The 23145-nt window shown below is 69.9% G+C and carries 27 protein-coding genes; 24 read left to right on the top strand and 3 right to left on the bottom strand.

Annotated elements, in window-relative coordinates; genetic code table 11:
- Window positions 1–105: 105 nt before the first annotated feature.
- From rpsH to map, 10 genes are all read left to right on the top strand, one after another.
- On the top strand, window positions 106–504 hold the full coding sequence (gene rpsH, locus AC3EU2_RS03790; protein WP_488178411.1) for a 30S ribosomal protein S8: 399 nt from the start codon (window positions 106–108) through the stop codon (window positions 502–504).
- A gap of 11 nt (window positions 505–515) precedes the next feature.
- Window positions 516–1052, top strand: coding sequence for a 50S ribosomal protein L6 (rplF, locus tag AC3EU2_RS03785; RefSeq protein ID WP_488178409.1), 537 nt, complete (start codon window positions 516–518; stop codon window positions 1050–1052).
- 3 nt (window positions 1053–1055) lie between these two features.
- Complete coding sequence (gene rplR, locus AC3EU2_RS03780) at window positions 1056–1430, top strand: 50S ribosomal protein L18 (RefSeq protein WP_035931783.1); 375 nt, start codon at window positions 1056–1058, stop codon at window positions 1428–1430.
- A 43-nt stretch (window positions 1431–1473) separates the two neighbouring features.
- The gene (gene rpsE / locus AC3EU2_RS03775; RefSeq protein ID WP_488178408.1) at window positions 1474–2148 is read left to right on the top strand and encodes a 30S ribosomal protein S5; all 675 of its coding nucleotides are present in this window, start codon (window positions 1474–1476) and stop codon (window positions 2146–2148) included.
- On the top strand, window positions 2148–2330 hold the full coding sequence (gene rpmD, locus AC3EU2_RS03770) for a 50S ribosomal protein L30 (protein WP_035931789.1): 183 nt from the start codon (window positions 2148–2150) through the stop codon (window positions 2328–2330). Before rpsE ends, rpmD begins: the two co-directional genes overlap by 1 nt.
- A 2-nt stretch (window positions 2331–2332) precedes the next feature.
- Entirely contained in the window at window positions 2333–2821 is a 489-nt protein-coding gene (gene rplO, locus AC3EU2_RS03765) for a 50S ribosomal protein L15 (RefSeq protein WP_488178407.1), read from the top strand.
- Window positions 2822–3003: 182 nt separating this feature from the next.
- Entirely contained in the window at window positions 3004–4320 is a 1317-nt protein-coding gene (gene secY, locus AC3EU2_RS03760) for a preprotein translocase subunit SecY (protein WP_035931791.1), read from the top strand.
- Window positions 4320–4880: an adenylate kinase gene (locus AC3EU2_RS03755; protein ID WP_488178406.1), complete on the top strand. Its 561-nt coding sequence runs from the start codon at window positions 4320–4322 to the stop codon at window positions 4878–4880. The genes secY and AC3EU2_RS03755 overlap by 1 nt, the downstream gene beginning before the upstream one ends.
- 221 nt (window positions 4881–5101) lie before the next feature.
- Complete coding sequence (locus tag AC3EU2_RS03750) at window positions 5102–5638, top strand: NADPH-dependent FMN reductase (protein WP_488178405.1); 537 nt, start codon at window positions 5102–5104, stop codon at window positions 5636–5638.
- An 85-nt stretch (window positions 5639–5723) separates the two neighbouring features.
- Complete coding sequence (gene map, locus AC3EU2_RS03745; RefSeq protein WP_488178404.1) at window positions 5724–6572, top strand: type I methionyl aminopeptidase; 849 nt, start codon at window positions 5724–5726, stop codon at window positions 6570–6572.
- Window positions 6573–6594: 22 nt separating this feature from the next.
- On the opposite strand, the gene AC3EU2_RS03740 is transcribed toward map, so the two are convergent.
- Window positions 6595–7170, bottom strand: coding sequence for a dihydrofolate reductase family protein (locus AC3EU2_RS03740; protein ID WP_488178403.1), 576 nt, complete (start codon window positions 7168–7170; stop codon window positions 6595–6597).
- Window positions 7170–7829, bottom strand: a complete 660-nt coding sequence (locus tag AC3EU2_RS03735) for a dihydrofolate reductase family protein (RefSeq protein WP_488178402.1) — start codon at window positions 7827–7829, stop codon at window positions 7170–7172. Before AC3EU2_RS03735 ends, AC3EU2_RS03740 begins: the two co-directional genes overlap by 1 nt.
- A 93-nt stretch (window positions 7830–7922) precedes the next feature.
- On the opposite strand from AC3EU2_RS03735, the gene AC3EU2_RS03730 reads away from it, so the two are divergent.
- The 4 genes from AC3EU2_RS03730 (at window position 7923) to meaB (ending at window position 13519) form a co-directional block, all read left to right on the top strand.
- Entirely contained in the window at window positions 7923–8408 is a 486-nt protein-coding gene (locus AC3EU2_RS03730) for a winged helix-turn-helix transcriptional regulator (RefSeq protein ID WP_488178401.1), read from the top strand.
- Window positions 8409–8524: 116 nt separating this feature from the next.
- Window positions 8525–10240: a methylmalonyl-CoA mutase family protein gene (locus AC3EU2_RS03725; protein ID WP_488178400.1), complete on the top strand. Its 1716-nt coding sequence runs from the start codon at window positions 8525–8527 to the stop codon at window positions 10238–10240.
- The gene (gene scpA / locus AC3EU2_RS03720; protein WP_488178399.1) at window positions 10237–12426 is read left to right on the top strand and encodes a methylmalonyl-CoA mutase; all 2190 of its coding nucleotides are present in this window, start codon (window positions 10237–10239) and stop codon (window positions 12424–12426) included. The genes AC3EU2_RS03725 and scpA overlap by 4 nt, the downstream gene beginning before the upstream one ends.
- A gap of 118 nt (window positions 12427–12544) precedes the next feature.
- On the top strand, window positions 12545–13519 hold the full coding sequence (meaB, locus tag AC3EU2_RS03715; RefSeq protein ID WP_488178398.1) for a methylmalonyl Co-A mutase-associated GTPase MeaB: 975 nt from the start codon (window positions 12545–12547) through the stop codon (window positions 13517–13519).
- 29 nt (window positions 13520–13548) lie between these two features.
- On the opposite strand, the gene AC3EU2_RS03710 is transcribed toward meaB, so the two are convergent.
- Entirely contained in the window at window positions 13549–14802 is a 1254-nt protein-coding gene (locus tag AC3EU2_RS03710) for a CPBP family intramembrane glutamic endopeptidase (RefSeq protein ID WP_488178397.1), read from the bottom strand.
- Between the two features lie 242 nt (window positions 14803–15044).
- Here AC3EU2_RS03710 and infA point away from each other — a divergent pair, with 242 nt between their 5' ends.
- The 10 genes from infA to AC3EU2_RS03660 all read left to right on the top strand — a co-directional run bounded on the left by infA (window position 15045) and on the right by AC3EU2_RS03660 (window position 23144).
- The gene (gene infA / locus AC3EU2_RS03705; RefSeq protein ID WP_006946284.1) at window positions 15045–15266 is read left to right on the top strand and encodes a translation initiation factor IF-1; all 222 of its coding nucleotides are present in this window, start codon (window positions 15045–15047) and stop codon (window positions 15264–15266) included.
- A gap of 104 nt (window positions 15267–15370) precedes the next feature.
- On the top strand, window positions 15371–15484 hold the full coding sequence (gene rpmJ, locus AC3EU2_RS03700; RefSeq protein ID WP_009775928.1) for a 50S ribosomal protein L36: 114 nt from the start codon (window positions 15371–15373) through the stop codon (window positions 15482–15484).
- A 221-nt stretch (window positions 15485–15705) separates the two neighbouring features.
- The gene (gene rpsM, locus AC3EU2_RS03695) at window positions 15706–16083 is read left to right on the top strand and encodes a 30S ribosomal protein S13 (protein WP_488178396.1); all 378 of its coding nucleotides are present in this window, start codon (window positions 15706–15708) and stop codon (window positions 16081–16083) included.
- Complete coding sequence (gene rpsK, locus AC3EU2_RS03690) at window positions 16083–16490, top strand: 30S ribosomal protein S11 (protein WP_035931814.1); 408 nt, start codon at window positions 16083–16085, stop codon at window positions 16488–16490. The genes rpsM and rpsK overlap by 1 nt, the downstream gene beginning before the upstream one ends.
- 32 nt (window positions 16491–16522) lie before the next feature.
- On the top strand, window positions 16523–17131 hold the full coding sequence (gene rpsD, locus AC3EU2_RS03685; RefSeq protein ID WP_035931816.1) for a 30S ribosomal protein S4: 609 nt from the start codon (window positions 16523–16525) through the stop codon (window positions 17129–17131).
- Between the two features lie 223 nt (window positions 17132–17354).
- Window positions 17355–18395, top strand: coding sequence for a DNA-directed RNA polymerase subunit alpha (locus AC3EU2_RS03680; protein WP_488178395.1), 1041 nt, complete (start codon window positions 17355–17357; stop codon window positions 18393–18395).
- 31 nt (window positions 18396–18426) lie between these two features.
- On the top strand, window positions 18427–19140 hold the full coding sequence (gene rplQ / locus AC3EU2_RS03675; protein WP_488178394.1) for a 50S ribosomal protein L17, sunset domain variant: 714 nt from the start codon (window positions 18427–18429) through the stop codon (window positions 19138–19140).
- A gap of 256 nt (window positions 19141–19396) precedes the next feature.
- On the top strand, window positions 19397–20110 hold the full coding sequence (locus AC3EU2_RS03670; protein ID WP_488178393.1) for an HAD family hydrolase: 714 nt from the start codon (window positions 19397–19399) through the stop codon (window positions 20108–20110).
- Between the two features lie 26 nt (window positions 20111–20136).
- Window positions 20137–22605 carry a glycoside hydrolase family 65 protein gene (locus AC3EU2_RS03665; RefSeq protein WP_488179430.1) on the top strand — a complete coding sequence of 823 codons (2469 nt, stop codon included), beginning with the start codon at window positions 20137–20139 and terminating at the stop codon, window positions 22603–22605.
- A 173-nt stretch (window positions 22606–22778) separates the two neighbouring features.
- Window positions 22779–23144, top strand: coding sequence for a hypothetical protein (locus AC3EU2_RS03660; protein ID WP_488178392.1), 366 nt, complete (start codon window positions 22779–22781; stop codon window positions 23142–23144).
- Window position 23145 lies beyond the last annotated feature (1 nt).

Genomic DNA, 23145 nt, shown 5'->3' with positions numbered 1-23145 from the left:
GAGACCACGCCGCACTCGCGGCACACCCCACAACCATCTACATCGAAGGTCAGCCGGAGCAGCAGCCCCGGATGAAACCACGGTGAGAGAGGGCGGAGAAGCCCAATGACCATGACAGACCCGATTGCGGACATGTTGACCCGCGTCCGGAACGCCAACTCGGCGCACAAGGACACGGTTGCCATGCCGTTCAGCAAGCTCAAGTCGCACATCGCGGAGATCCTCGAGTCCGAGGGCTACATCGCCGGCTGGACCGTCGAGGACGCCGAGGTCGGCAAGACCTTGACGATCAACCTCAAGTACGGCCCGAACCGCGAGCGCTCCATCGCCGGTGTGCGTCGCGTGTCCAAGCCCGGACTGCGCGTCTACGCCAAGTCCACCAACCTTCCCAAGGTTCTCGGTGGTCTCGGTGTTGCCATCATCTCGACGTCGTCCGGTCTGCTCACTGACCGGCAGGCCGCTAACAAGGGTGTGGGTGGGGAAGTCCTCGCCTACATCTGGTAAGGGGATCTGACATGTCGCGCATCGGACGCCTTCCGGTTGCCATCCCCTCTGGTGTCGAGATCGCCGTCGAGGGCCAGACCGTCAAGGTCAAGGGTCCCAAGGGCGAGCTCGCACACACGGTGGCGCAGCCCATCGTGGTGGAGCGCAAGGACGACCAGGTCGAGGTCACCCGCCCCAACGACGAGCGCGAGTCGCGCTCGCTCCACGGCCTGACCCGTTCGCTCATCAACAACATGGTCCTCGGTGTCACCGAGGGCTACGTCAAGAAGCTCGAGATCCACGGCACCGGTTACCGCGTGGTGAACAAGGGCGGCTCGCTCGAGTTCGCTCTCGGGTACTCGCACTCGATCACGATCGAGCCGCCGCAGGGCATCACCTTCACCGTCGAGAACCCCACCCGGTTCCAGGTCGAGGGCATCGACAAGCAGCTCGTCGGTGAGGTTGCCGCCAACATTCGCAAGCTCCGCAAGCCTGACCCGTACAAGGGCAAGGGCGTGCGTTACGCCGGCGAGCACATCCGCCGCAAGGTCGGAAAGGCTGGTAAGTAGGCCATGGCAATGATCATCAAGCGTGCCAAGGGCAAGGTCGCCGCGCGCGGCCGTCGCCACGCTCGCGTCCGCAAGCACGTCGCGGGCACGGCAGTGCGTCCCCGTCTCGTCGTCTCGCGCTCGTCGCGTCACGTCTTCGTCCAGGTCGTCGACGACACCGCGGGCAAGACCGTCGCGTACGCGTCGACCATGGAGGCCGACGTCCGCACCTTCGACGGTGACAAGACCGCCAAGGCGAAGAAGGTCGGCGAGCTCGTCGCCGAGCGCGCCAAGGCTGCCGGTGTCGAGGCGGTCGTCTTCGACCGCGGCGGCAACAAGTACCACGGTCGAGTGGCGGCCATCGCCGACGGCGCCCGCGAGGGTGGGCTGTCCCTGTGACCCGCACCGTGACCATGACTCTCTGTGGAATGAGGAACATCTGATGCCAGGACCCCAGCGTCGAGGCACCGGTCCCGCGTCCGCCGGTGGCGAGCGCACCGACAACCGTGGTGGCGGCGACCGTCGCGGCGGCGGTCGTGACGACCGCCGTGGTGGCGGCCGTGAGGCCGAGAAGAGCACCTACCTCGAGCGCGTCGTGACCATCAACCGCGTCTCCAAGGTCGTCAAGGGTGGTCGTCGCTTCAGCTTCACCGCCCTGGTCGTCGTCGGTGACGGCGACGGCACGGTCGGCGTCGGCTACGGCAAGGCGAAGGAAGTTCCTGCCGCCATCGCCAAGGGTGTCGAGGAGGCCAAGAAGGAGTTCTTCAAGGTCCCGCGCATCCAGGGCACCATCCCGCACCCCGTGCAGGGTGAGGCCGCTGCCGGTGTCGTCCTGCTCCGTCCCGCCAGCCCCGGTACCGGCGTCATCGCCGGTGGCCCGGTGCGTGCGGTCCTGGAGTGCGCCGGCATCCACGACGTGCTCTCCAAGAGCCTCGGCTCGAGCAACGCGATCAACATCGTCCACGCCACCGTTCAGGCTCTCAAGGAGCTCGAGCGTCCGGAGTCCGTGGCCGCGCGCCGTGGTCTCCCCGTGGACCGGGTCGCCCCCGCGGCGATGCTTCGCGCTCAGGCTGCAGGTATCGCCGAGACTCGTGACGCTGCGAAGGCGGGTGCGTGATGGCTCGTCTCAAGGTGACCCAGACCCGTTCGGAGATCGGCGGCAAGCAGAACCAGCGTGACACGCTGCGAAGCCTCGGTCTCAAGCGCATTGGCGACGTCGTCGTCAAGGAGGACCGTCCCGAGATCCGCGGGATGGTCAAGACGGTGACGCACCTCGTTGCCGTCGAGGAGGTTGAGTGATCATGGCTGACAAGAAGGCCACCATCGAGGGCGCGGCCCAGGCCTCCGCCCTGAAGATCCACCACCTGCGTCCGGCCCCCGGAGCCAAGACCGCCAAGACCCGCGTGGGTCGTGGCGAGGGCTCCAAGGGCAAGACCGCCGGTCGCGGTACCAAGGGCTCCAAGGCCCGCTACCAGGTTCCGGAGCGCTTCGAGGGTGGCTCGACCCCCCTCCACATGCGTCTCCCGAAGCTGCGCGGCTTCAAGAACCCGTTCAAGACCCACTACCAGGTCGTGAACCTCGACAAGCTGTCCGCTCTCTTCCCCGACGGTGGAGACGTGACGGTCGAGGAGCTCGTCGCCCGGGGTGCGGTCCGCGACAACCAGCTCGTCAAGGTGCTCGGCACCGGCGAGATCACGGTTGCCGTCAACGTCACCGTCGACGCGTTCTCCTCCTCCGCCAAGGAGAAGATCGTGGCGGCGGGCGGCTCGGCCACCCTCAGCGGTTCCTGAGTCGTTCACGCAGTGCGTATGCCGCAGGGCGCGGTTCCCGGAGGCGATCCGGGAACTCGCCTTGCGGCATACGTCGTTTGACCCCCTGTGAGCACCGCGGTCCCGGACCGCAGCCCACGCCGGGGTATCTTGTTCGTCGATCACCACACTGACGCGGCGCCTGCCGCCCACCTGGAGGACCTGTGCTCACCGCCTTCGGCCGCGCGTTCAAGACGCCCGACCTGCGCAGGAAGATCCTGTTCACGCTCGCCGTCATCGCGATCTACCGCCTCGGCGCCCACGTGCCGACGCCCGGCGTGAGCTACTCGCTCATCCAGGCCTGTCAGGCAGGAGCGGGTGAGGCCAACGACCTCCTCGGCCTGGCCAACCTCTTCAGCGGTGGGGCCCTGCTCCAGCTGTCGATCTTCGCGCTCGGGATCATGCCGTACATCACGGCGAGCATCATCGTCCAGCTGCTGACGGTGGTCATCCCGAAGTTCGAGGCCCTCAAGAAGGAGGGCTCGGCGGGCCAGTCGAAGATGACCCAGTACACGCGCTATCTCACCATCGCCCTCGCGGTGCTCCAGTCGGCGACGTTCATCACCTTCGCGCAGAACCCCTCGCAGCTGTTCGCGAACCCGGCGTGCACCAACATCCTCACCGACGACTCCACCGTGACGATCCTCATCATGGTGCTCACGATGACGGCCGGCACCGGCCTCGTCATGTGGCTCGGTGAGCTCGTCACCGACAAGGGTGTCGGCAACGGCATGTCGATCCTCATCTTCACCTCGATCGCCGCCACCTTCCCCGGTGCGCTGTGGGCGATCCAGCAGAAGGACGGTCGCTGGGACATCTTCCTGGGGATCATCCTCATGGGCTTCGTCGTCATCGCGCTCGTCGTCTACGTCGAGCAGAGCCAGCGGCGCATCCCCGTGCAGTACGCCAAGCGCATGGTCGGCCGCCGCGTCTACGGCGGGACCTCGACCTACATCCCGCTCAAGGTCAACATGGCCGGCGTCATCCCCGTCATCTTCGCCAGCTCGCTGCTGGCGCTGCCGACGCTGCTCGCCCAGTTCAACCGGCGCGCCGACGGCACGAGCGCGGGCTGGGTCCAGTGGATCGACGCCAACTTCGCCGGCGGTGACACGTGGGAGTACATGCTCACCTACACGGCCCTGATCCTGTTCTTCACGTTCTTCTACGTGTCGATCACGTTCAACCCCACCGAGGTCGCCGACAACATGAAGAAGTACGGCGGCTTCATCCCGGGTATCCGCGCCGGGCGACCCACGGCCGAGTACCTGCAGTACGTTCTCACCAGGATCACCGTCCCGGGTGCGATCTACCTCGCGCTGATCTCGCTCATCCCGCTCATCGCGATCGTCCTCGTCGGGGCCAACCAGAACTTCCCCTTCGGTGGCACCTCGATCCTCATCATCGTCGGTGTCGGTCTCGAGACCGTGAAGCAGATCGAGTCCCAGCTGCAGCAGCGTCACTACGAAGGGTTCCTCCGTTAATGCGACTCATCATCCTCGGACCCCCCGGCGCCGGTAAGGGCACCCAGGCCGCTCGCATCGCCGAGCACTTCGGGATCCCGGCGATCTCGACCGGCGACATCTTCCGGGCCAACATCAAGAACGGCACGGACCTCGGCAAGCAGGTGCAGGAGATCACCGCCTCCGGCGGGTACGTCTCCGACGACATCACCAACGCCATCGTCGAGGACCGGCTCAACGAGGACGACGCCCGTGAGGGCTTCCTCCTCGACGGCTACCCGCGCACGACCGGCCAGGTCACCGCCCTGGACTGGATGCTCGGCAAGCACGACCACGGTCTCGACAAGGTCCTCGCGCTCACCGTCGACGAGGAGGCCGTCGTCTCCCGCCTGCTCAAGCGCGCCGAGGTCGAGGGTCGCCCCGACGACACCGAGGACGTCATCCGCGAGCGCCAGGCCATCTACCGCCGCGAGACGGCCCCGCTCGTCGAGGTCTACGCCGAGCGCGGCCTCCTCGTCGAGGTCGACGGTCTCGGTGAGGTCGACGAGGTCACCGAGCGGATCGTCTCCGCCCTCTCCTGACCCTTCCGCCCCCGGTGCGCTCTCGCGCACGCACACGACGGTTCGCGAACCGGAGGTGGGCTCGCACTCCGGATCGAACCGGTTCGCGAGCGACCTCCCGGTTCGCGAACCGTCGTGGGTGAAGGCCCCCCGGAGGCGAGGGGGACGAACGCCACCCCGCGAGCGGGAATGGGCCGACGCCGGAGCCTGTTGGTTGAATTGTGAATCAATTGCGCATCATCGTGTCCAGCACCCGCCCGAACCGGATCGGTCCGGCCGTCACCCAGTGGGTGGCCGAGCAGGCCGACCCCTCCCAGTGGGAGGTCAAGGTCCTCGACCTCGCGGCGATCGGCCTGCCGTTCATGGACGAGGAGGACATGCCGAAGACCGGCAACTACGCCAAGCCGCACACCCAGGCGTGGGCGAGCGAGGTCTTCGAGTCCGACGCGATCGTCGTCGTGACTCCCCAGTACAACCGCAGCTTCCCGGCGCCGATCAAGAACGCGATCGACTTCCTCTACGCCGAGTGGCACGCCAAGCCCATCGCGATCGTCGGCTACGGCTGGTCCGGCGGGGTGGACGCCCGCGCCGACCTCACCCGGATCCTCACGCACGTCGAGGCCGACGTCGTCGGAGACCTGGGCCTGACCTTCCCCGAGCAGCTCACCCCCGCGGGTGCCGTGGCCGACGAGGCCGGGGCGGCCGATGAGCTCCGCGGGCTCCTCGACGCGCTCCGCACCAAGGTCCTCGACCTCGACGAGGTCCCCGCCCAGTCCTGAGCCCCTCGGACCGGTCCGGCGCCCGCCCGGTCACCCGACCTCCGCGATTCGGGGGAGCGGGTGGCCGGGCGGTAGCGTGCGGCCCATGGGACTGTTCGGACGTGAGCGCATCGAGGCCAAGACCCCCGAGCAGGTGGTGCTCATGCGCGCCGCCGGGCTGCTCGTCGGCCGGACGCTCGAGCTCGTGCGGGCCACGGTGCGCCCGGGCATGACGACCGGGGACCTCAACGCCCTCGCCGAGACCCACATCCGTGACGGCGGCGGCACCCCGAGCTTCCTCGGCTACCACGGGTTCACCGGCACCCTCTGCACCTCGGTCAACGACGAGATCGTCCACGGGATCCCGGGCCCTCGTGTCCTGCTCGAGGGCGACCTGCTCTCCATCGACTGCGGCGCGATCGTCGAGGGCTGGCACGGCGACGCCGCCATCTCGCTCATCGTCGGTGGGCGCGAGGCCGGCCGCCCGGAGGACCTCGAGCTCATCGACGACACCGAGGCGTCGATGTGGGCCGGCATCACCGCGCTCGCCGTCGGCAAGAGCCTGCACGCCGTCGGCGCGGCCGTCGAGGACAGCCTCACGGCGGCGGGGCAGCGGCGCGGCCGTCAGTACGGCATCGTCGAGGACTACGTCGGTCACGGCATCGGCACGTCGATGCACATGGACCCGCAGGTCCCGAACTACCGGGTGAGCGGCAAGGGTCCCACCGTCGTCGACGCGACGACCGTCGCCATCGAGCCGATGGTGACCCTCGGCGACGAGGCCAACCACGTCCTCGAGGACGACTGGACGATCATCACCGACGACGGCTCACGCGCCGCCCACTGGGAGAACACCGTCGCGGCCACGTCCCGTGGGCTCTGGGTGCTCACCGAGGTCGACGGCGGCGAGGCCCGTCTGGGCGAGCTCGGTGCCGCCCACGCGCCCATCGCCTGACCGGGCGACGGCCCGCCCGGGCTCAGGCCGAGCCGCCCTCGTGGACCACGTCGTAGACGAGGGCGAGCGCCCCGCTCGCGAAGGTGTGCTGCCGGCGCAGGGCCAGCCCGGTCGAGAACCCGACCGGCAGCCAGGGAGTGCCACCGCCGGCGAGGTGCGGCATGACGTATGCCGTCAGCTCGTCGACGAGTCCCGCCTCGAGGGCGTGGGCGGCCAGGGTCGGGCCGCCGATCTCCACGTCGAGATCGCTGTCGCGCACCAGAGCGGCGAGCTGGTCGAGGTCGAGCCGGTCCCACAGCGACGTCCGGGGCTCTGCCGGGGGAGCGAGGGTCGTCGAGACGACGATCTTGTCGGTGTCCTGCCAGGTCTGCGCGAACTCGCGGGCCTCGGGCGCGGTGAGGTCCTCCTCGGGCGGGGACTGCCAGTAGCGCATCGTCTCCCACAGGCCGCGGCCGTAGACCCGCGTTCCGACCGTGCGGTCCTGCTCGCTGGCGAAGCCGTGCAGCTCCTCGTCGGCGAGCATCCAGTCGGTCGACCCCGTGGCGTCCCGGATGAACCCGTCGAGCGAGATCATCATCCCGTACAGGAGGCGTCCCATCAGTTCTCCTTGCGCTGGAAGAGCAGGTGCGTGACACCCGAGGTCGGTGAGTGGACGGTCTCGACGTCGAAGTCGGCCTCGAGGCCCTCGAGCCCCTCCCAGAGGGACACTCCGCGACCGAGGACGATGGGCACGAGCGCGACGTGCATGAGGTCGACGAGCCCGGCGGCGAGGAACTGCCGAACCGTGCTCGGCCCCCCGCCGATCCGCACGTCCAGCCCATCCGCCGCCTCGCGGGCCTGGGCGAGGACCTCCTCGGGGGTGGCGTCGACGAAGTGGAAGGTCGTGCCGCCCTCCATCTCCAGCGGGGGTCGCGGGTGGTGGGTGAGCACGAACACCGGCGTGTGGAAGGGCGGGTCCTCACCCCACCAGCCGCGCCACCCGTCGTCGGTCCACGGCCCGGTCTGCGGTCCGAACTTCCGCCGGCCCATGATCTCGGCGCCGACGCTGCCGTCCCAGCCGGACGAGACGAGGGCGTCGTCGACGCCCCTGCGGGCGGGCGTGCCGTCGTCGTGCACCTGGCGGCCGAGGCGCGTCGCGGCGAACCACTCCATGAGCCGATCGCCGGCATGGCCGAACGGCGCGTCGAACGACTGGCCCTCGCCGGTGGCGTAGCCGTCGAGCGAGACGCTGAACTGGGTGACCCGGACGAGTGACATGACGGCTCCTCGAGTGGCGAGTGATTGCGAAAGGCAACCACTCGTCACGCTAGTGTAGAGTGATTGCCGTTGGCAAGCACTTTGAGGAGATCGATGCGGAGCGAACCACGGTCGGGCTGCCCGATCAACGCCGCCGTCGAGGCGCTCGGCGACCCGTGGAGCCTCATCGTGCTGCGCGACATGATGTTCGGCGACCGGCGCCACTTCCGCGAGCTGCTCACCGGCTCGGAGGAGGGGATCGCGAGCAACGTGCTGGCCTCCCGGCTCAAGTTCCTCGTCGCCGCCGGCCTGCTCGTCCGCGACGACGCCACCCGCGGCCAGCGGGCGCGCTACACCCTCACCGAGGCCGGGATCCAGACCCTGCCGGTCCTCGTCGCCCTCGGCACCTGGGGCCGGGCCCACCGCGACACCAGCCCGCGGCTCACCATCCGCCAGCAGGTCATGGAGGAGGGCGGGCCGGAGATGGTCGCCGAGCTCATGGACGAGCTCCGGTCGCACCACCTCGGCGTCCCGCTGCCCCCCCGCCGGGGCCCGCTCGCGAGCGAACGGTTGCGGGCGGCATACGAGTCCCTCGTCTGAGACCGGTGTGCCCAAACTCTCGTCGTCGGTGCACGCGGCCGCCGGTAGGGTGACGCAAGGTCCGCAGACCTCATGACGCAGGTGCGGCCGACTCGATCAGCGCGAAGGAGCGGTGGATGACGGTGGCCCCGAAGCGGCCCGCGGCGATGGCGCTGGCGGCACACTTCCCCGAACGTACCGAGGCCCAGTGGCGCGAGCTCGTCGCCGGGGTCGTCAACAAGGGCCGGCCCGAGGGCGAGCACCTCGGCCCGGACGAGGCCGTCGCGTCGATGCGCAGCCGCATCGAGGGTGGTCTCGTCGTCGAGCCCCTCTACACGCGGCCCGCCGAGCCGCAGCCGCTGGGTGTTCCCGGCGCGATGCCGTTCACGCGCGGTCGATCGGTCCGCGACGCCGACGTCCCGTGGGACGTCCGCCAGCTCCACGACGACCCCGACGCCGCCGCGGCGCGCTCGGCCGTCCTCGCGGACCTCGAGAGCGGCGTCACCTCGGTCTGGCTCCACGTCGGCGCCGACGGACTGGCGGCGGCGGACGTCGCCGAGGCGCTGGCCGACGTGCGTCTCGACCTCGCCCCGGTCGTCGTCTCCTCGTGGGACGACCAGGTCGGTGCCGCCGATGCCCTGTATGCCGTCCTGTCCGCTTCCGCTGCCGCCTCGGGCAACCTCGGCCACGACCCCCTGGGTGCCGCGGCCCGCACCGGAGCACCCGCCGACCTCTCCCCGCTGGCCGGCGCGGTGCGTCGACTCGTCGGGCACGGGGAGGTCCGGGCGGTCACCGTCGACACGCGGCCCTACGCGGACGCGGGCGCGTCCGTCACGGACGAGCTCGGGTTCGCGCTCGCGACGGGCGTCGCCTACCTCCGCCACCTCGAGAGCGACGGGGTCGAGGTCGCCGAGGCGTTCCGGCACATCGAGTTCCGGGTGAGCGCGAGCGCCGACCAGTTCCTCACGGCCGCGGCGCTGCGCGCGCTCCGACGCGCCTGGGCGCGCGTGGGCGAGAGCGTCGGTGTCCCCGAGGCCTCGCGCGGCGCCTTCACCCATGCCGTGACGTCGGGACGGATGTTCAGCCGGGACGACGCGTGGACGAACATCCTGCGGAGCACGCTGGCGACGTTCGGGGCGAGCCTCGGGGGCGCGGACGCCATCACCGTGCTGCCCTTCGACACCGTCGCCGGGCTGCCGACCGCGTTCTCGCGCCGGATCGCCCGCAACACCCAGATCCTCCTCGCGGAGGAGTCCAACGTCGCACGGGTGACCGACCCGGCAGGGGGCGCTTGGTACGTCGAGGCCCTCACCGACGACGTCGCGACCGCGGCGTGGGCCGTGCTGCAGGAGGTCGAGCGCGTCGGCGGAATGGCCGAGGCGCTCGCGAACGGCGCTGTCGCACAGCGAGTCTCTGCGGACGTGGCGGCGCGCGACCATGCGTTGGCCACTCGGGCGCAGCCGTTGACCGGGGTCAGCGCGTTCCCGCTCGCCGGCGAGAAGCCGCTGGGCCGGGTCCGCCGGGCGGCCCCGCCGACGCAGGCCGGTGCCCTCGTGCCCCACCGCGACGCGGCGATCTTCGAGGCGCTCCGCGACCGCTCGGCGGCCTACGCGGCGGAGCACGGACACCCGCCGCGGGTCGCAGTGCCGACCCTCACGGCGCCACGCGCCGCAGACCGACGCATCGACGCGGTCAACATCCTCACCGTCGCCGGCATCGAGGCCGTGGTCGACGACCCGGACGTCGCGGCGTCCCTCGCGGCGACCGACACGGGCTACGAGGGCGTGGCAGCGGACATGGACGTCGTCGCCTTCCTCTCCGCTCTCCTCGACGAGACAGGAGCTCCCGCATGAGCCCGATCCCCGACTTCGCCCAGGTCGACCTCGGTGACGGCCGGCCCGCCACCGCCACCGCCAGCGAGACCCGCGACCCCGGCGGCCGGACGTGGCTGACCCCCGAGCAGATCGAGGTGCAGCCGCTCTACACCGACGCCGACCTCGAAGGCCTCGACTTCCTCGAGACCATCCCCGGAGCGCCGCCCTACCTGCGCGGGCCGTACCCGACGATGTACGTCAACCAGCCGTGGACGATCCGCCAGTACGCCGGGTTCTCCACCGCCGAGGAGTCCAACGCGTTCTACCGGCGCAACCTCGCCGCGGGGCAGAAGGGCCTGAGCGTCGCCTTCGACCTCGCCACCCACCGGGGGTACGACAGCGACCACCCGCGCGTCGAGGGAGACGTCGGCATGGCCGGCGTCGCGATCGACTCGATCTACGACATGCGCACCCTCTTCGACGGCATCCCGCTGGACCAGATGTCGGTGTCGATGACGATGAACGGCGCGGTCATCCCCGTGCTGGCACTCTTCGTCGTGGCTGCTGAGGAGCAGGGGGTCCCTCCCGAGAGGCTGTCGGGGACCATCCAGAACGACATCCTCAAGGAGTTCATGGTCCGCAACACCTACATCTACCCGCCCGAGCCGTCGATGCGGATCATCAGCGACATCTTCGCGTTCACCTCCGAGAAGATGCCCCGCTACAACTCCATCTCGATCTCCGGCTACCACATGCAGGAAGCCGGGGCGACGCAGGACCTCGAGCTCGCCTACACGCTCGCCGACGGGATCGAGTACCTCCGCGCCGGCAAGGCGGTCGGCCTCGACGTCGACCGGTTCGCCCCGCGGCTGTCGTTCTTCTGGGCCATCGGGATGAACTTCTTCATGGAGGTCGCCAAGATGCGCGCGGCCCGCCTGCTCTGGGCGCGGCTCGTCGAGGAGCAGGGCGCGAAGAACCCGAAGTCGCTCAGCCTGCGGACCCACTGCCAGACCAGCGGGTGGTCGCTCACCGCGCAGGACGTCTACAACAACGTCGTGCGCACCTGCATCGAGGCGATGGCAGCCACCCAGGGCCACACGCAGAGCCTGCACACCAACGCCCTCGACGAGGCGATCGCGCTGCCCACCGACTTCAGCGCGCGCATCGCCCGCAACACCCAGCTCGTCATCCAGCAGGAGTCGGGCACGACCCGCACCATCGACCCGTGGGCCGGGTCGGCGTACGTCGAGCGGCTCACCCACGACCTCGCCGAGCGCGCGTGGGCGCACATCGAGGAGGTCGAGGCCGCCGGGGGCATGGCCAAGGCGATCGAGGCCGGCATCCCCAAGATGCGCATCGAGGAGGCGGCAGCCCGCACCCAGGCGCGGATCGACTCCGGCCAGCAGCCGGTGATCGGCGTCAACCGCTACGTCCCCGACGGCGACGAGCCGTTCGAGGTGCTCAGGGTCGACAACGCCGCCGTGCGCACGAGCCAGATCGCGAAGCTCGAGCGACTGCGCGCCGAGCGCGACGAGGCCGTGTGCCGTGCGGCACTGGAGCGCCTCACCGTGGCCGCCCGCGGTGGCTCGGACGGCTCCCTGGACACCAACCTCCTCGCGCTCGCGATCGACGCCGCACGCGCCAAGGCGACGGTGGGCGAGATGTCGTCGGCGATGGAGGAGGCGTTCGGGCGCTACACCGCCCAGATCCGTACGATCGGTGGCGTGTACTCCGACGAGGCCGGCTCCGACGCCACCGTGCGCCGGGCGCAGGACATGGTCGAGGAGTTCGAGCAGGCCGAAGGGCGCCGACCACGGATCCTCGTCGCCAAGATGGGACAGGACGGCCACGACCGGGGCCAGAAGGTCATCGCCACCGCGTTCGCCGACCTCGGCTTCGACGTCGACGTGGGCCCGCTGTTCCAGACGCCGACCGAGGTGGCGCGCCAGGCGGTCGAGTCCGACGTGCACGTCGTCGGTGTCTCGTCGCTGGCGGCCGGCCACCTCACGCTGGTCCCCGCCCTGCGCCGCGAGCTCGACGCCCTAGGCCGTGAGGACCTCATGATCGTCGTCGGCGGGGTCATCCCCACCCAGGACTTCGATGACCTGCGCGCCGCCGGCGCCGATGCCATCTACCCTCCCGGCACGGTCATCTCGACCGCGGCGATCGGGCTCATCGGCGACCTGCGCTCACGCCTGCACGGCGCCAACGGGGCGGGCGCGTGACGGCAGCGGGTTCGCGCACCAGTCGGGGCCTGCATGACGGGTCGGGGCATGCAGCGGTGCCGACTTGTCACAGGACCCCCGACTCGTGCGCCCCACGGGCCGCAGGTGACGCGCCGCTGTGACCGACGAGCTCCTCGACGGGATCTGCACGGGGGACCGGGCCGCGATCGCGCGCGCGATCACGCTCGTCGAGTCCACCCGACCCGACCACCGAGAGCGGGCGCGAGCCCTGCTCACCGAGCTCGCGGACCGCACAGGGTCGGCCGTGCGCGTCGGCATCTCGGGCGTGCCCGGGGCGGGCAAGTCGACCTTCATCAACGCGCTGGGCGTGCGCCTCATCGAGGCGGGCCACCGGGTCGCCGTCGTCGCGGTCGACCCCAGCTCGCGGCGCACCGGCGGCTCGATCCTCGGTGACCGCACCCGCATGGGCGAGCTGAGCGCCAGCGACCACGCCTTCGTGAGGCCCAGCCCCAGCGGCCGCCATCTCGGCGGCGTGGCGCGCGCGACCCGCGAGTCGATGCTCGTGCTCGAGGCGGCTGGGTTCGACGTCGTCATCGTCGAGACCGTCGGCGTCGGGCAGAACGAGATCGCCGTGTCCGAGATGGTCGACACCTTCCTCCTGCTCACCCTGGCCCGGGCGGGGGACCAGCTGCAGGGCATCAAGCGCGGCATCCTCGAGCTCGCCGACGTCATCGCGGTCAACAAGGCCGACGGGGACGGCGAGGTCCCGGCGAGGGGGGCCGCGAAGGACCTCACCGCCGCGATGCGGCTCATGCTCCCGGGCAAGGACGTGCGACGACCGGCGGTGCTCACCTGCTCCGCACAGACCGGTGCCGGCCTCGACGAGGTCTGGGCCGCGGTGCTCTCCCACCGCACCCACCTCGAGTCCGAGGGCTCGCTCGAGGCCCGCCGCGCCCAGCAGCAGCAGGACTGGATGTGGGCGCTCGTCGACGCCCACCTCACCGACGCGGTCCGCGCCGCACCCGCGGTGCGGGAGCAGCGGGCCCGGATCGAGACCGCGGTGCGCTCCGGTGAGCTCAGCGCCGTCGACGCCGCCGCCCGGGTGCTGGCTCTGTTCGGCCACGCCGACTGACCGTCCCACGGGCCGTGGCTCCTCTGGCGTCAGCCCCGGGCGGGCGTCCGCCACCCCGGAGGAGCGACGCCGCGACGGCGGGCCAGCCACAGCAGCACCGCCGTGACGGCGGCCGTCGCCACGAGGTTCATGCCGGCCGACAGCGGTGACCCCTCGGTCGCGCCGTCGATGTAGGACTCCTCGAGTCCGCCGAGCAGGATCCCCGTGACCATGATGAGCACGTTGTTGACGACGTGCAGCACGATCACCGCCTCGAGCCCACCGGTGCGCCACGCGAGCCAGCAGCCGGCGACGGCCAGCGAGCCGAGCTCGATGATGATCCACGGGTCCGCCGACCCGTGCGCCGCCGCGAACGTCGCCGTGGACAGGACCGCCGTCACCGCGAGGGCTGCCATCGGTGAGCGGATCCACGCACCGAGACCTTGCACCAGCCCGCCGCGGAAGGCGATCTCCTCGCCCGCCGCCTGCAGCGGTGTGGTGAGCAGCGTGAGGAGCAGCAAGGCGACCCAGTGCTCGGGACGGTCGAGCACCTCCTGGTCGAACACGACCCAGGTCACCGCGAGGTAGGCCGCCCACACCGGGGTCACGACGAGCAGACACCAGCCCAGCCAGCCCCAGCGCAGCCGTCCGGTCACCGACAGCACCCGCCACGGGCTGCGCCGGAACCCGACCCACAGCCCGATCAGCGTCGCGGGGATGAGACCGGCCAGCAGGAGGTTGAGCGACACCGACGCCCACGGGTTGACCGGGTTGGCCATCTCCTCCTCGGACTCGATGAGCCCGGGCACCAGTACGGGGACGAACGCCACGACGGCGCACATGACCCAGATGGCCGTCGCGACCGCGAGGGCGAGCAGCGGGCGCCACCAGCGGAAGCGGGGGCCGCGCATCTGGTGCACGTAGGGGCGCGGCTCGCGCTCGGCCACGTCGATCGCCGCGAGCTCGGCCGCTCGCTGCTCACCACGGATCCGGTGTGCCGCCCGCTCGCGCGCCTGCCAGACGAACGGCGGGGGTGGCACGGCGGCGGAGACGAGGACCGGCGTGCCGCCACCGCGGGCCTGCCACGCCGCGCGGCGCAGGCCCTCGGCATCCGCCGACTTCGGCCACGTCATGAACCAGACACCGTCCCAGACCCCCAGTGGCTGGCCCTCGAGCTCGCCCACGGTGAGCGGCGACCACTCGAGGTCGGCGGCTCCGCCCACGGACAGGGCTCGGGCCCGCTCGACGGCCTGCTGGTCCTGCTGGTCTCCGGGGTCCCCCACGGCGGCGATGCGCACGGTCATGGACTCAAGTCTCCCCACCCGTGGAGGTGACCACATCGTCCGGTGGGTGCGGACGGCATACGACCTCGGTATGCCGGTCACGAACCTCCCGGCACCGCGTCCGGCACGATTTCGTGCTCAGGACCCGCTCCCGTAGGATGGAGCGTCGGTCTCGTGTGCTCACGCATGCGCGACCACTTCCATGGTTCCACTGGTGGCCTCGCGCCGCACCCAGGGTGGGGCCAGCAACGGATTGAGAGGGTATGGCCAAGAAGGACGGCGTCATCGAGATCGAGGGCACCATCGTTGAGGCGCTCCCCAACGCGATGTTTCGCGTGGAGCTCACCAACGGCCACAAGGTGCTCGCGCACATCTCGGGCAAGATGCGCCAGCACTACATCCGGATCCTCCCCGAGGACCGCGTGGTGGTGGAGCTCAGCCCCTACGACCTGACCCGAGGCCGCATCGTCTTCCGCTACCGCTGACCGGTTCACCGGACCAGCAGCAGCACCGCACCACCAGAACACCCCAGAGCACAACCCGTCGCGGCCTCCGCCGTGTCGGGAGGATCGACAAGACAGCAGAGGCAATGAAGGTTCAGCCGAGCGTCAAGAAGATCTGTGACAAGTGCAAGGTGATCCGCCGCAACGGTCGGGTCATGGTCATCTGCGAGAACCCCCGCCACAAGCAGCGCCAGGGCTGACCAGAGACCACCTCCGTCCCACCCGGACGGAGTCCTGCACGAGGCACGGCTTCGAGCACACGCACAAGTGAATGTTGAGAACGCAGCGCCCGACCCCCTTGTCCGTCACCTGTAGAGGTGAGCGAGGGACGTCACCCCCGGCCCGGAGGCCGAGGACCGGACACGACCGGACCGGCGACTGCACCAGACCTCCGGAACACCAGAACAGGAACCATCAACAGATGGCACGTCTCCAAGGAGTCGATCTTCCGCGTGAGAAGCGCGTCGAGATCGCACTGACCTACATCTTCGGTGTGGGCCGCCCCAGCTCCCAGAAGGCCCTCGCCGCCACCGGCGTGGACCCCAACACCCGCGTCAAGGACCTCACCGACGCCGACCTCGTCTCCCTGCGCGACTGGATCGACGAGCACCTCAAGGTCGAGGGTGACCTCCGCCGTGAGGTCGCCGCCGACATCCGCCGCAAGGTCGAGATCGGGTCCTACGAGGGAATCCGCCACCGTCGCGGCCTCCCCGTCCGCGGTCAGCGGACCAAGACCAACGCGCGCACCCGCAAGGGCCCCAAGCGCACCGTCGCCGGCAAGAAGAAGGTTGGTAAGTAATGCCTCCCAAGGGCCGTATGGCTACGGGCGCCAAGAAGGTGCGCCGCAAGGAGAAGAAGAACATCGCCGTGGGCCAGGCCCACATCAAGTCGACGTTCAACAACACGATCATCTCGATCACCGACCCCGCCGGTGCCGTCATCGCCTGGGCCTCCGCCGGCCAGGTGGGCTTCAAGGGTTCGCGCAAGTCGACCCCGTTCGCCGCGCAGACCGCCGCCGAGGCTGCTGCCCGTCGCGCCATGGACCACGGCATGCGCAAGGTCGACGTCTTCGTCAAGGGCCCCGGCTCCGGTCGTGAGACCGCGATCCGCTCCCTGACCGCAGCCGGCCTCGAGGTCGGTTCGATCCAGGACGTCACCCCCGCGCCGCACAACGGTGTCCGCCCGCCCAAGCGCCGCCGCGTCTGAGCGCCTGAGAAGACGGAAAGAGAACTAGAGACATGGCTCGTTACACCGGCCCGATCACCAAGAAGTCCCGTCGCCTGAGGGTTGACCTCGTCGGCGGCGACAAGAACTTCGACCTCCGCCCCTTCCCGCCCGGCCAGCACGGCCGTCGCCGGATGCAGGAGAAGGAGTACCTCACCCAGCTGCAGGAGAAGCAGAAGGCCCGCTTCACCTACGGCGTCATGGAGAAGCAGTTCCGCCGCTACTACAAGGAAGCGGCGAACCGCCCCGGCAAGACCGGTGAGAACATCCTGACGATCCTCGAGTCCCGGCTCGACAACGTCATCTACCGTGCCGGCCTCGCCCGCACCCGTCGTGCCGCGCGTCAGCTCGTCACGCACGGCCACTTCGAGGTCAACGGCGTTCGCGTCGACGTCCCGTCCTACCGCGTCGAGCAGTACGACATCGTCACCGTGCGCAAGCAGTCGACGGAGAAGCTCCCGATCCAACTGGCTCGTGAGACCTTCGGCGACCGCCCGACCCCGGCCTGGATCCAGGTCGTCCCGGGCTCGCTGCAGATCCTCATCCACTCGCTCCCGATCCGTGCCCAGATCGACACGATCCTGACCGAGCAGCTCATCGTCGAGTTCTACTCGAAGAACTGATCACCAACCGACTTATTGCGACTCTCGGCGCGTTCCAGCGTCGGTGCGCCGACCGCGGTCTGCGCCGAAAGTCGCAATAAGTCGGGGCCGTGGGCACCCCGGTGCGTCACGGCATACCGAATGGCTTGTCCGGACCACGTACAGAGGTGGGTCGGACGCCGGGCTGGACCCGGCAGCTTCGCGAGGCGTCATATAGCGGTCGCCCGTGGGAAGGAACATCACCGTGCTCATCGCACAACGTCCGATCCTCACCGAGGACGTCATCTCCGAGAACCGGAGCCGTTTCACCATCGCTCCGCTCGAGCCCGGCTTCGGCTACACGCTCGGCAACTCGCTTCGTCGCACCCTGCTCTCGAGCATCCCCGGTGCCGCCGTGACGAGCATCCGCGTCGACGGCGTGCTCCACGAGTTCTCCACGATCCCCGGGGTCAAGGAGGACGTCACCGAGATCATCCTCAACATCAAGGGCCTCGTCGTCTCCTCCGAGCACGACGAGCCGGTCGTCATGTACCTGCGCAAGCAGGGTGCGGGCGCCGTCACGGCCGCGGACATCGCTCCGCCGGCCGGTGTCGAGGTCATCAACCCCGACCTGCACATCGCGACGCTCAACGACAAGGGCAGCGTCGAGATGGAGCTGACCGTCGAGCGCGGTCGCGGCTACGTCTCGGCCCAGCAGAACAAGTCCGGTGACCAGGAGATCGGCCGCATCCCGGTCGACTCCATCTACAGCCCGGTCCTCACCGTCACCTACAAGGTCGAGCTGACCCGAGTCGAGCAGCGCACCGACTTCAACAGCCTCGTCCTCGACGTCGAGACCAAGCAGTCGGTCACCCCGCGCGACGCTCTCGCCTCCGCAGGCAAGACCCTCGTCGAGCTCTTCGGCCTCGCCCGCGAGCTCAACGTCGAGGCCGAGGGCATCGACATGGGCCCGTCGCCCACCGACGCCGCCCTGGCCGCCGACCTCGCCCTGCCGATCGAGGACCTCGACCTCACCGTCCGGTCCTACAACTGCCTCAAGCGCGAGGGCATCCACACCGTGGGTGAGCTCGTCGGTCGCAGCGAGGCCGACCTGCTCGACATCCGCAACTTCGGTCAGAAGTCCATCGACGAGGTCAAGGCCAAGCTGCACGGCATGGGTCTGGCCCTCAAGGACAGCCCGGCAGGCTTCGACCCGAGCCAGATCGCTTCCTACGACGACGAGTTCAGCTTCTCCGACGCCGACGACGCCGAGGACGCGTCGTTCGCCGAGGACGAGCAGCTCTGACGCTGACTCAAACCCCTAGGAGATAACAGACATGCCTACGCCCACCAAGGGTCCCCGTCTCGGAGGCGGCCCGGCCCACGAGCGCCACATCCTGGCGAACCTCGTGACCTCGCTGTTCGAGCACGACTCCATCACGACGACCGAGACGAAGGCCAAGCGCCTCCGTCCGCTCGCCGAGCGTCTCATCACCTTCGCGAAGCGCGGTGACCTCCACGCCCGTCGCCGGGTGATGACGGTCGTGCGCGACAAGGGTGTCGTCCACCGCCTGTTCGTCGAGGTCGCCCCCGACATGGCCGAGCGCCAGGGTGGCTACACGCGGATCACGAAGATCGGCCCGCGCAAGGGCGACAACGCCCCGATGGCGGTCATCGAGCTCGTCCGCGAGCCCGTCGCCAAGAAGGCCACCGTCAAGGAGGCCGAGGGCGCGACCAGGCGTGCCGCGAAGGACGCCGACGCGGCTGCCGCCGCGGAGACCACGGAGGCCCCGGCCGCCGAGTCCACCGAGGCCGCTGCGCTCGTCGAGCTGCCGAAGGGTGCGGTCGCCTCGAACGAGGACGGTTCCGCTCCCGAGGGCTACTCGGTCAAGGGCAACGCCGACTCCGGCAAGTACCACGTCGAGGGTTCGCAGTGGTACGACCAGACCGAGGCCGAGTTCTGGTTCGCCTCGGCTGACGACGCCAAGGCGGCCGGCTTCGAGCCGGCCGGCGGCGAGTCGAAGCAGCAGGTCGACGGCGACGACGCCTGACCTGCCACCCGGCACACGAACGGGGCCGTTCACCTCTCGCCAGGTGGACGGCCCTTTCGTGTGCCGCTTTGTGGTTGGTCGCGGGCGAAGGCTGATTCGCCGCTGTCCCATCCGCACTCGCGCGCTGCGCGCGCTCTCGCTCCCGCCAGGCCCAGCCGGCGGCGAATCAGCCTTCGCCCGCTCCGTGCCGCCGGCACACTCACTCGGCCGTGTGGATGGGGCGCGTTCGTCCGGCGGGGGTCCGTAGGCTGGGTGCGTGGACTGGACCCTGTACGACGCTGCCCTGTTCGACCTCGACGGTGTGCTGACGCCCACGGCGGAGGTGCACATGCGGGCGTGGAGCGAGATGTTCAACGACTTCCTCCAGGCCAGAGGTGTCTCGGATCCGTACACGGACGAGGACTACTTCGCGCACGTCGACGGGCGGCCCCGGTACGAGGGGGTGCGGACCTTCCTCGAGTCCCGGGGGATCGACCTGCCGGAGGGGGACCCGTCGGACGGCACGGACGTCGAGACGGTGAGCGGGCTGGGGAACCGGAAGAACGAGGCGTTCAACGCGGTCCTCGCGCGGGACGGCGTGACGGCCTACGAGGGATCGATCCGGCTCCTCGACGCGCTGGAGAAGGCAGGGACACGGATGGCCGTGGTGTCGTCGTCGAAGAACGCTGCCGCCGTCCTCGCCGCGGCGGGGGTCGCGGACCGCTTCCCCGTCGTCGTGTCCGGGGCCGAGGCGAACGAGCTGGGGCTGGCCGGAAAGCCGTCGCCCGAGACCTTCCTGCACGCGGCGTTCGCGCTCGGCGTGACGAGGGAGCGGTCGGTCGTGCTCGAGGACGCGACGTCCGGGGTGCGTGCCGGCCGCGACGGCGAGTTCGGGCTCGTCGTCGGGGTGGACCGCGGCGCGGGGGCGGCCGCCCTGACCGCCGCCGGCGCCGACCTCGTCGTGCAGGACCTCGCGGAGCTCCTGCCGTGACCGCGGAACGCGTCGAGCACGACCCCATGGACCGGCAGCGTTTCCCGGTGGACGAGTGGCGGCTCGTCGAGGCGTTCCCCAGCGACGCCGACGTGGGCGTGACCGAGACGCTCTTCGCGGTCGGCAACGGCTACCTGGGCATGCGTGGCAACCAGCCCGAGGGCCGTCCGACGGTGAGCCACGGGACGTTCGTCAACGGCTTCCACGAGACGTGGGACATCCACCACGCGGAGCAGGCCTACGGGTTCGCCCACACGGGCCAGACGATCGTCAACGCGCCCGACAGCAAGGTCATGAAGCTCTACGTCGACGACGAGCCGCTGCTCCTGTCGACGGCGGACCTCGTCGCGTACGAGCGTTCGCTCGACCTTCGTGACGGGGTCGCCCGCCGCCACCTCGTCTGGCGGACGCCGTCGGGCAAGGTCGTGCGGGTCGACACGAGCCTGATGATCTCCTTCACCGAACGCCACCTGGCGGTGATGACCATCGAGGTGACGATGCTCGCAGGGTCGGCCCCGGTGGTGATCTCCAGCCAGATCCTCAACCGCCAGGACGGCGCCGACGAGTACCAGGACGGCGGCGCCATGGCCGAGAAGGGCTGGGACCCGCGGCAGGCAGGGGCGTTCACGTCCCGCGTCCTCGAGCCACAGGGCAACTGGCACAGCGGCCGTCGGATGATCCTGGGCTACCGGTGCGCCAGCTCGCGGATGACGATCGCCGTGGGGGCGGACCACTCCATCGAGACGGCCAACGACTTCGAGGAGCTCATCGACACCGAGCCGGACCTCGCCAAGAAGGTCTACCGGGTCGACGCGGCCGAGGGTGAGGCGATCCGGATCACGAAGGCCGTGGCCTACCACACCTCGCGTGGCGTGCCGACGCGCGAGCTCTTCGACCGTTGCCGGCGCACGCTCGACCGGGTCCGCCGGGACGGCATCGCCCACCAGTTCACGCAGCAGCGGGAGTGGGTCGACAAGTACTGGCTCAACGCGGACGTCGAGGTGGAGGGTGAGCCCGAGCTCCAGCAGGCGATCCGCTGGAACCTCTTCCAGATCGCGCAGGCCTCGGCGCGGGCCGACCAGCTCGGCGTCCCGGCCAAGGGTGTCACCGGCAGCGGCTACGAGGGCCACTGCTTCTGGGACACCGAGATCTACATCGTCCCCTTCCTCGCGTACACGTTCCCGGTCGCGGCCAAGAACCTTCTGCGCTTCCGGGTCAACCTGCTCGACCGCGCACGGGAGCGGGCCAGGGAGCTGGCGCAGCGTGGGGCGCTCTTCCCCTGGCGCACGATCAACGGGCTCGAGGCCTCGGCCTACTACGCGGCGGGCACCGCGCAGTACCACATCGACGCCGACATCGCGTATGCCGTGGCGCGCTACTGCGACGCCACCGGGGACACCGCCTTCCAGCGCCGGGACGGGGCCGAGATCCTCGTCGAGACCGCGCGCATGTGGGCCGACCTCGGGTTCTGGCGGGTCGACGGCTCCCGGACGTTCCACATCCACGGCGTCACCGGCCCGGACGAGTACACGACGGTCGTCAACAACAACCTCTTCACCAACGTCATGGCCCGTTTCAACCTCGAGCGGGCCGCGGCCGCGGTGCGTGAGCTGCGTCAGGCCGACCCGACGGCATACGCGCGGTTCAGCTCGCGACTGCGCCTCGAGGAGGGTGAGGTCGAGGAGTGGGAGGAGTGCGCCGCCGCGATGGCCATCCCGTTCGACGAGGGGCTGGGCATCCACCCGCAGGACGAGAACTTCCTCGACCGTGAGATGTGGGACCTGTCGGTCACGCCCCCGGACAAGCGTCCGCTGCTGCTCAACTACCACCCGTTGGTCATCTACCGGTTCCAGGTGCTCAAGCAGGCCGACGTCGTCCTCGCGATGCTGTTGCAGGGCAACCGGTTCACCCTCGAGGAGAAGCGACGCAACTTCGAGTACTACGACCCGATCACCACGGGGGACTCCTCGCTCAGTGCGGTCGTCCAGTCGATCATCGCCGCCGAGGTGGGGCACCACCACATGGCCATGCACTACTTCCGTAGCGGCCTCTTCGTCGACCTGGCCGACCTGCACCACAACACCTCCGACGGCGTGCACATCGCGTCGGCGGGCGGGGTGTGGAACGCGCTCGTCTACGGGTTCGCGGGCATGCGCGACCACGGCGGCGGACTGACGTTCGACCCACGGCTCCCAGAGGCCTGGCCCCGCCTCACCTTCCGGATGCGGCTGCGAGACAGCAAGATCCGCGTCGAGGTCGAACAGGAGGCGATCACCTTCACGCTCGTCGACGGCGACCCGTTCACGGTCGCGGTCCGCGGCACGTCGCACGACGTCGGTCCGGACGCGCCCGTCCGGGTGGCCCTCGACGGACAGGGGCCCAGGCTCACGCACGTCGTGCCGCGAGAGCCCTCCCCGATCGTCCGGGACGACGGGACCGTGGTGACGGCAGGTGTGCCGACCGACTTCGCCCACCTCGACGAGCAGACCTCCTAGACGGTCCCGCCACTGCGCCAGTACCGCCCGTCCCGCCTGTCGAGGTCCTCGTGGTCGACGACCGATCTTGGTCGGAAGGGCGCGACGTGCCGACGACCTCGATCTGCTCGACGACAGGTGGGCGGAGCCCTACGGTGTGAGCACTGACCGCACATCACCGGGGGAGATGCACCATGGCAGACGACACCAGGACGACCTCGGCCCAGTCGGGCGCGAGTCTGCTCACGCCCGTCAGCCGCGCCGTTTCCGGCCTGGCCCTCGCCGTGTCGGCGTTGTTGGGTCAGAGCGTCATCACCTCCGGTCTGCAGCTCGTCCTGATGGGGCGTGACGGCACGATGTCCGGGCCGTTTGCCCAGCCCCTCGGTCTGGGGCTCGGCGCGGCTGTTCCCGCCCTGCTGGCTCTGGCTCTCGTCTGGCAGGCCGCCCGCGCGGAGGGTGACGACTGGACCGCCCACCTCTCGCGCGCAGGCGCGATCATCTCGATCGTCGCGCTCGTCGGTGTCTTCCTGACGGTCGTGGGTACCTTCCTACCCGTGTGAG

It is taken from the genome of Knoellia sp. B-D-2 (assembly GCF_057714695.1).
This window is presented reverse-complemented; position numbering and strand designations above follow the sequence as displayed.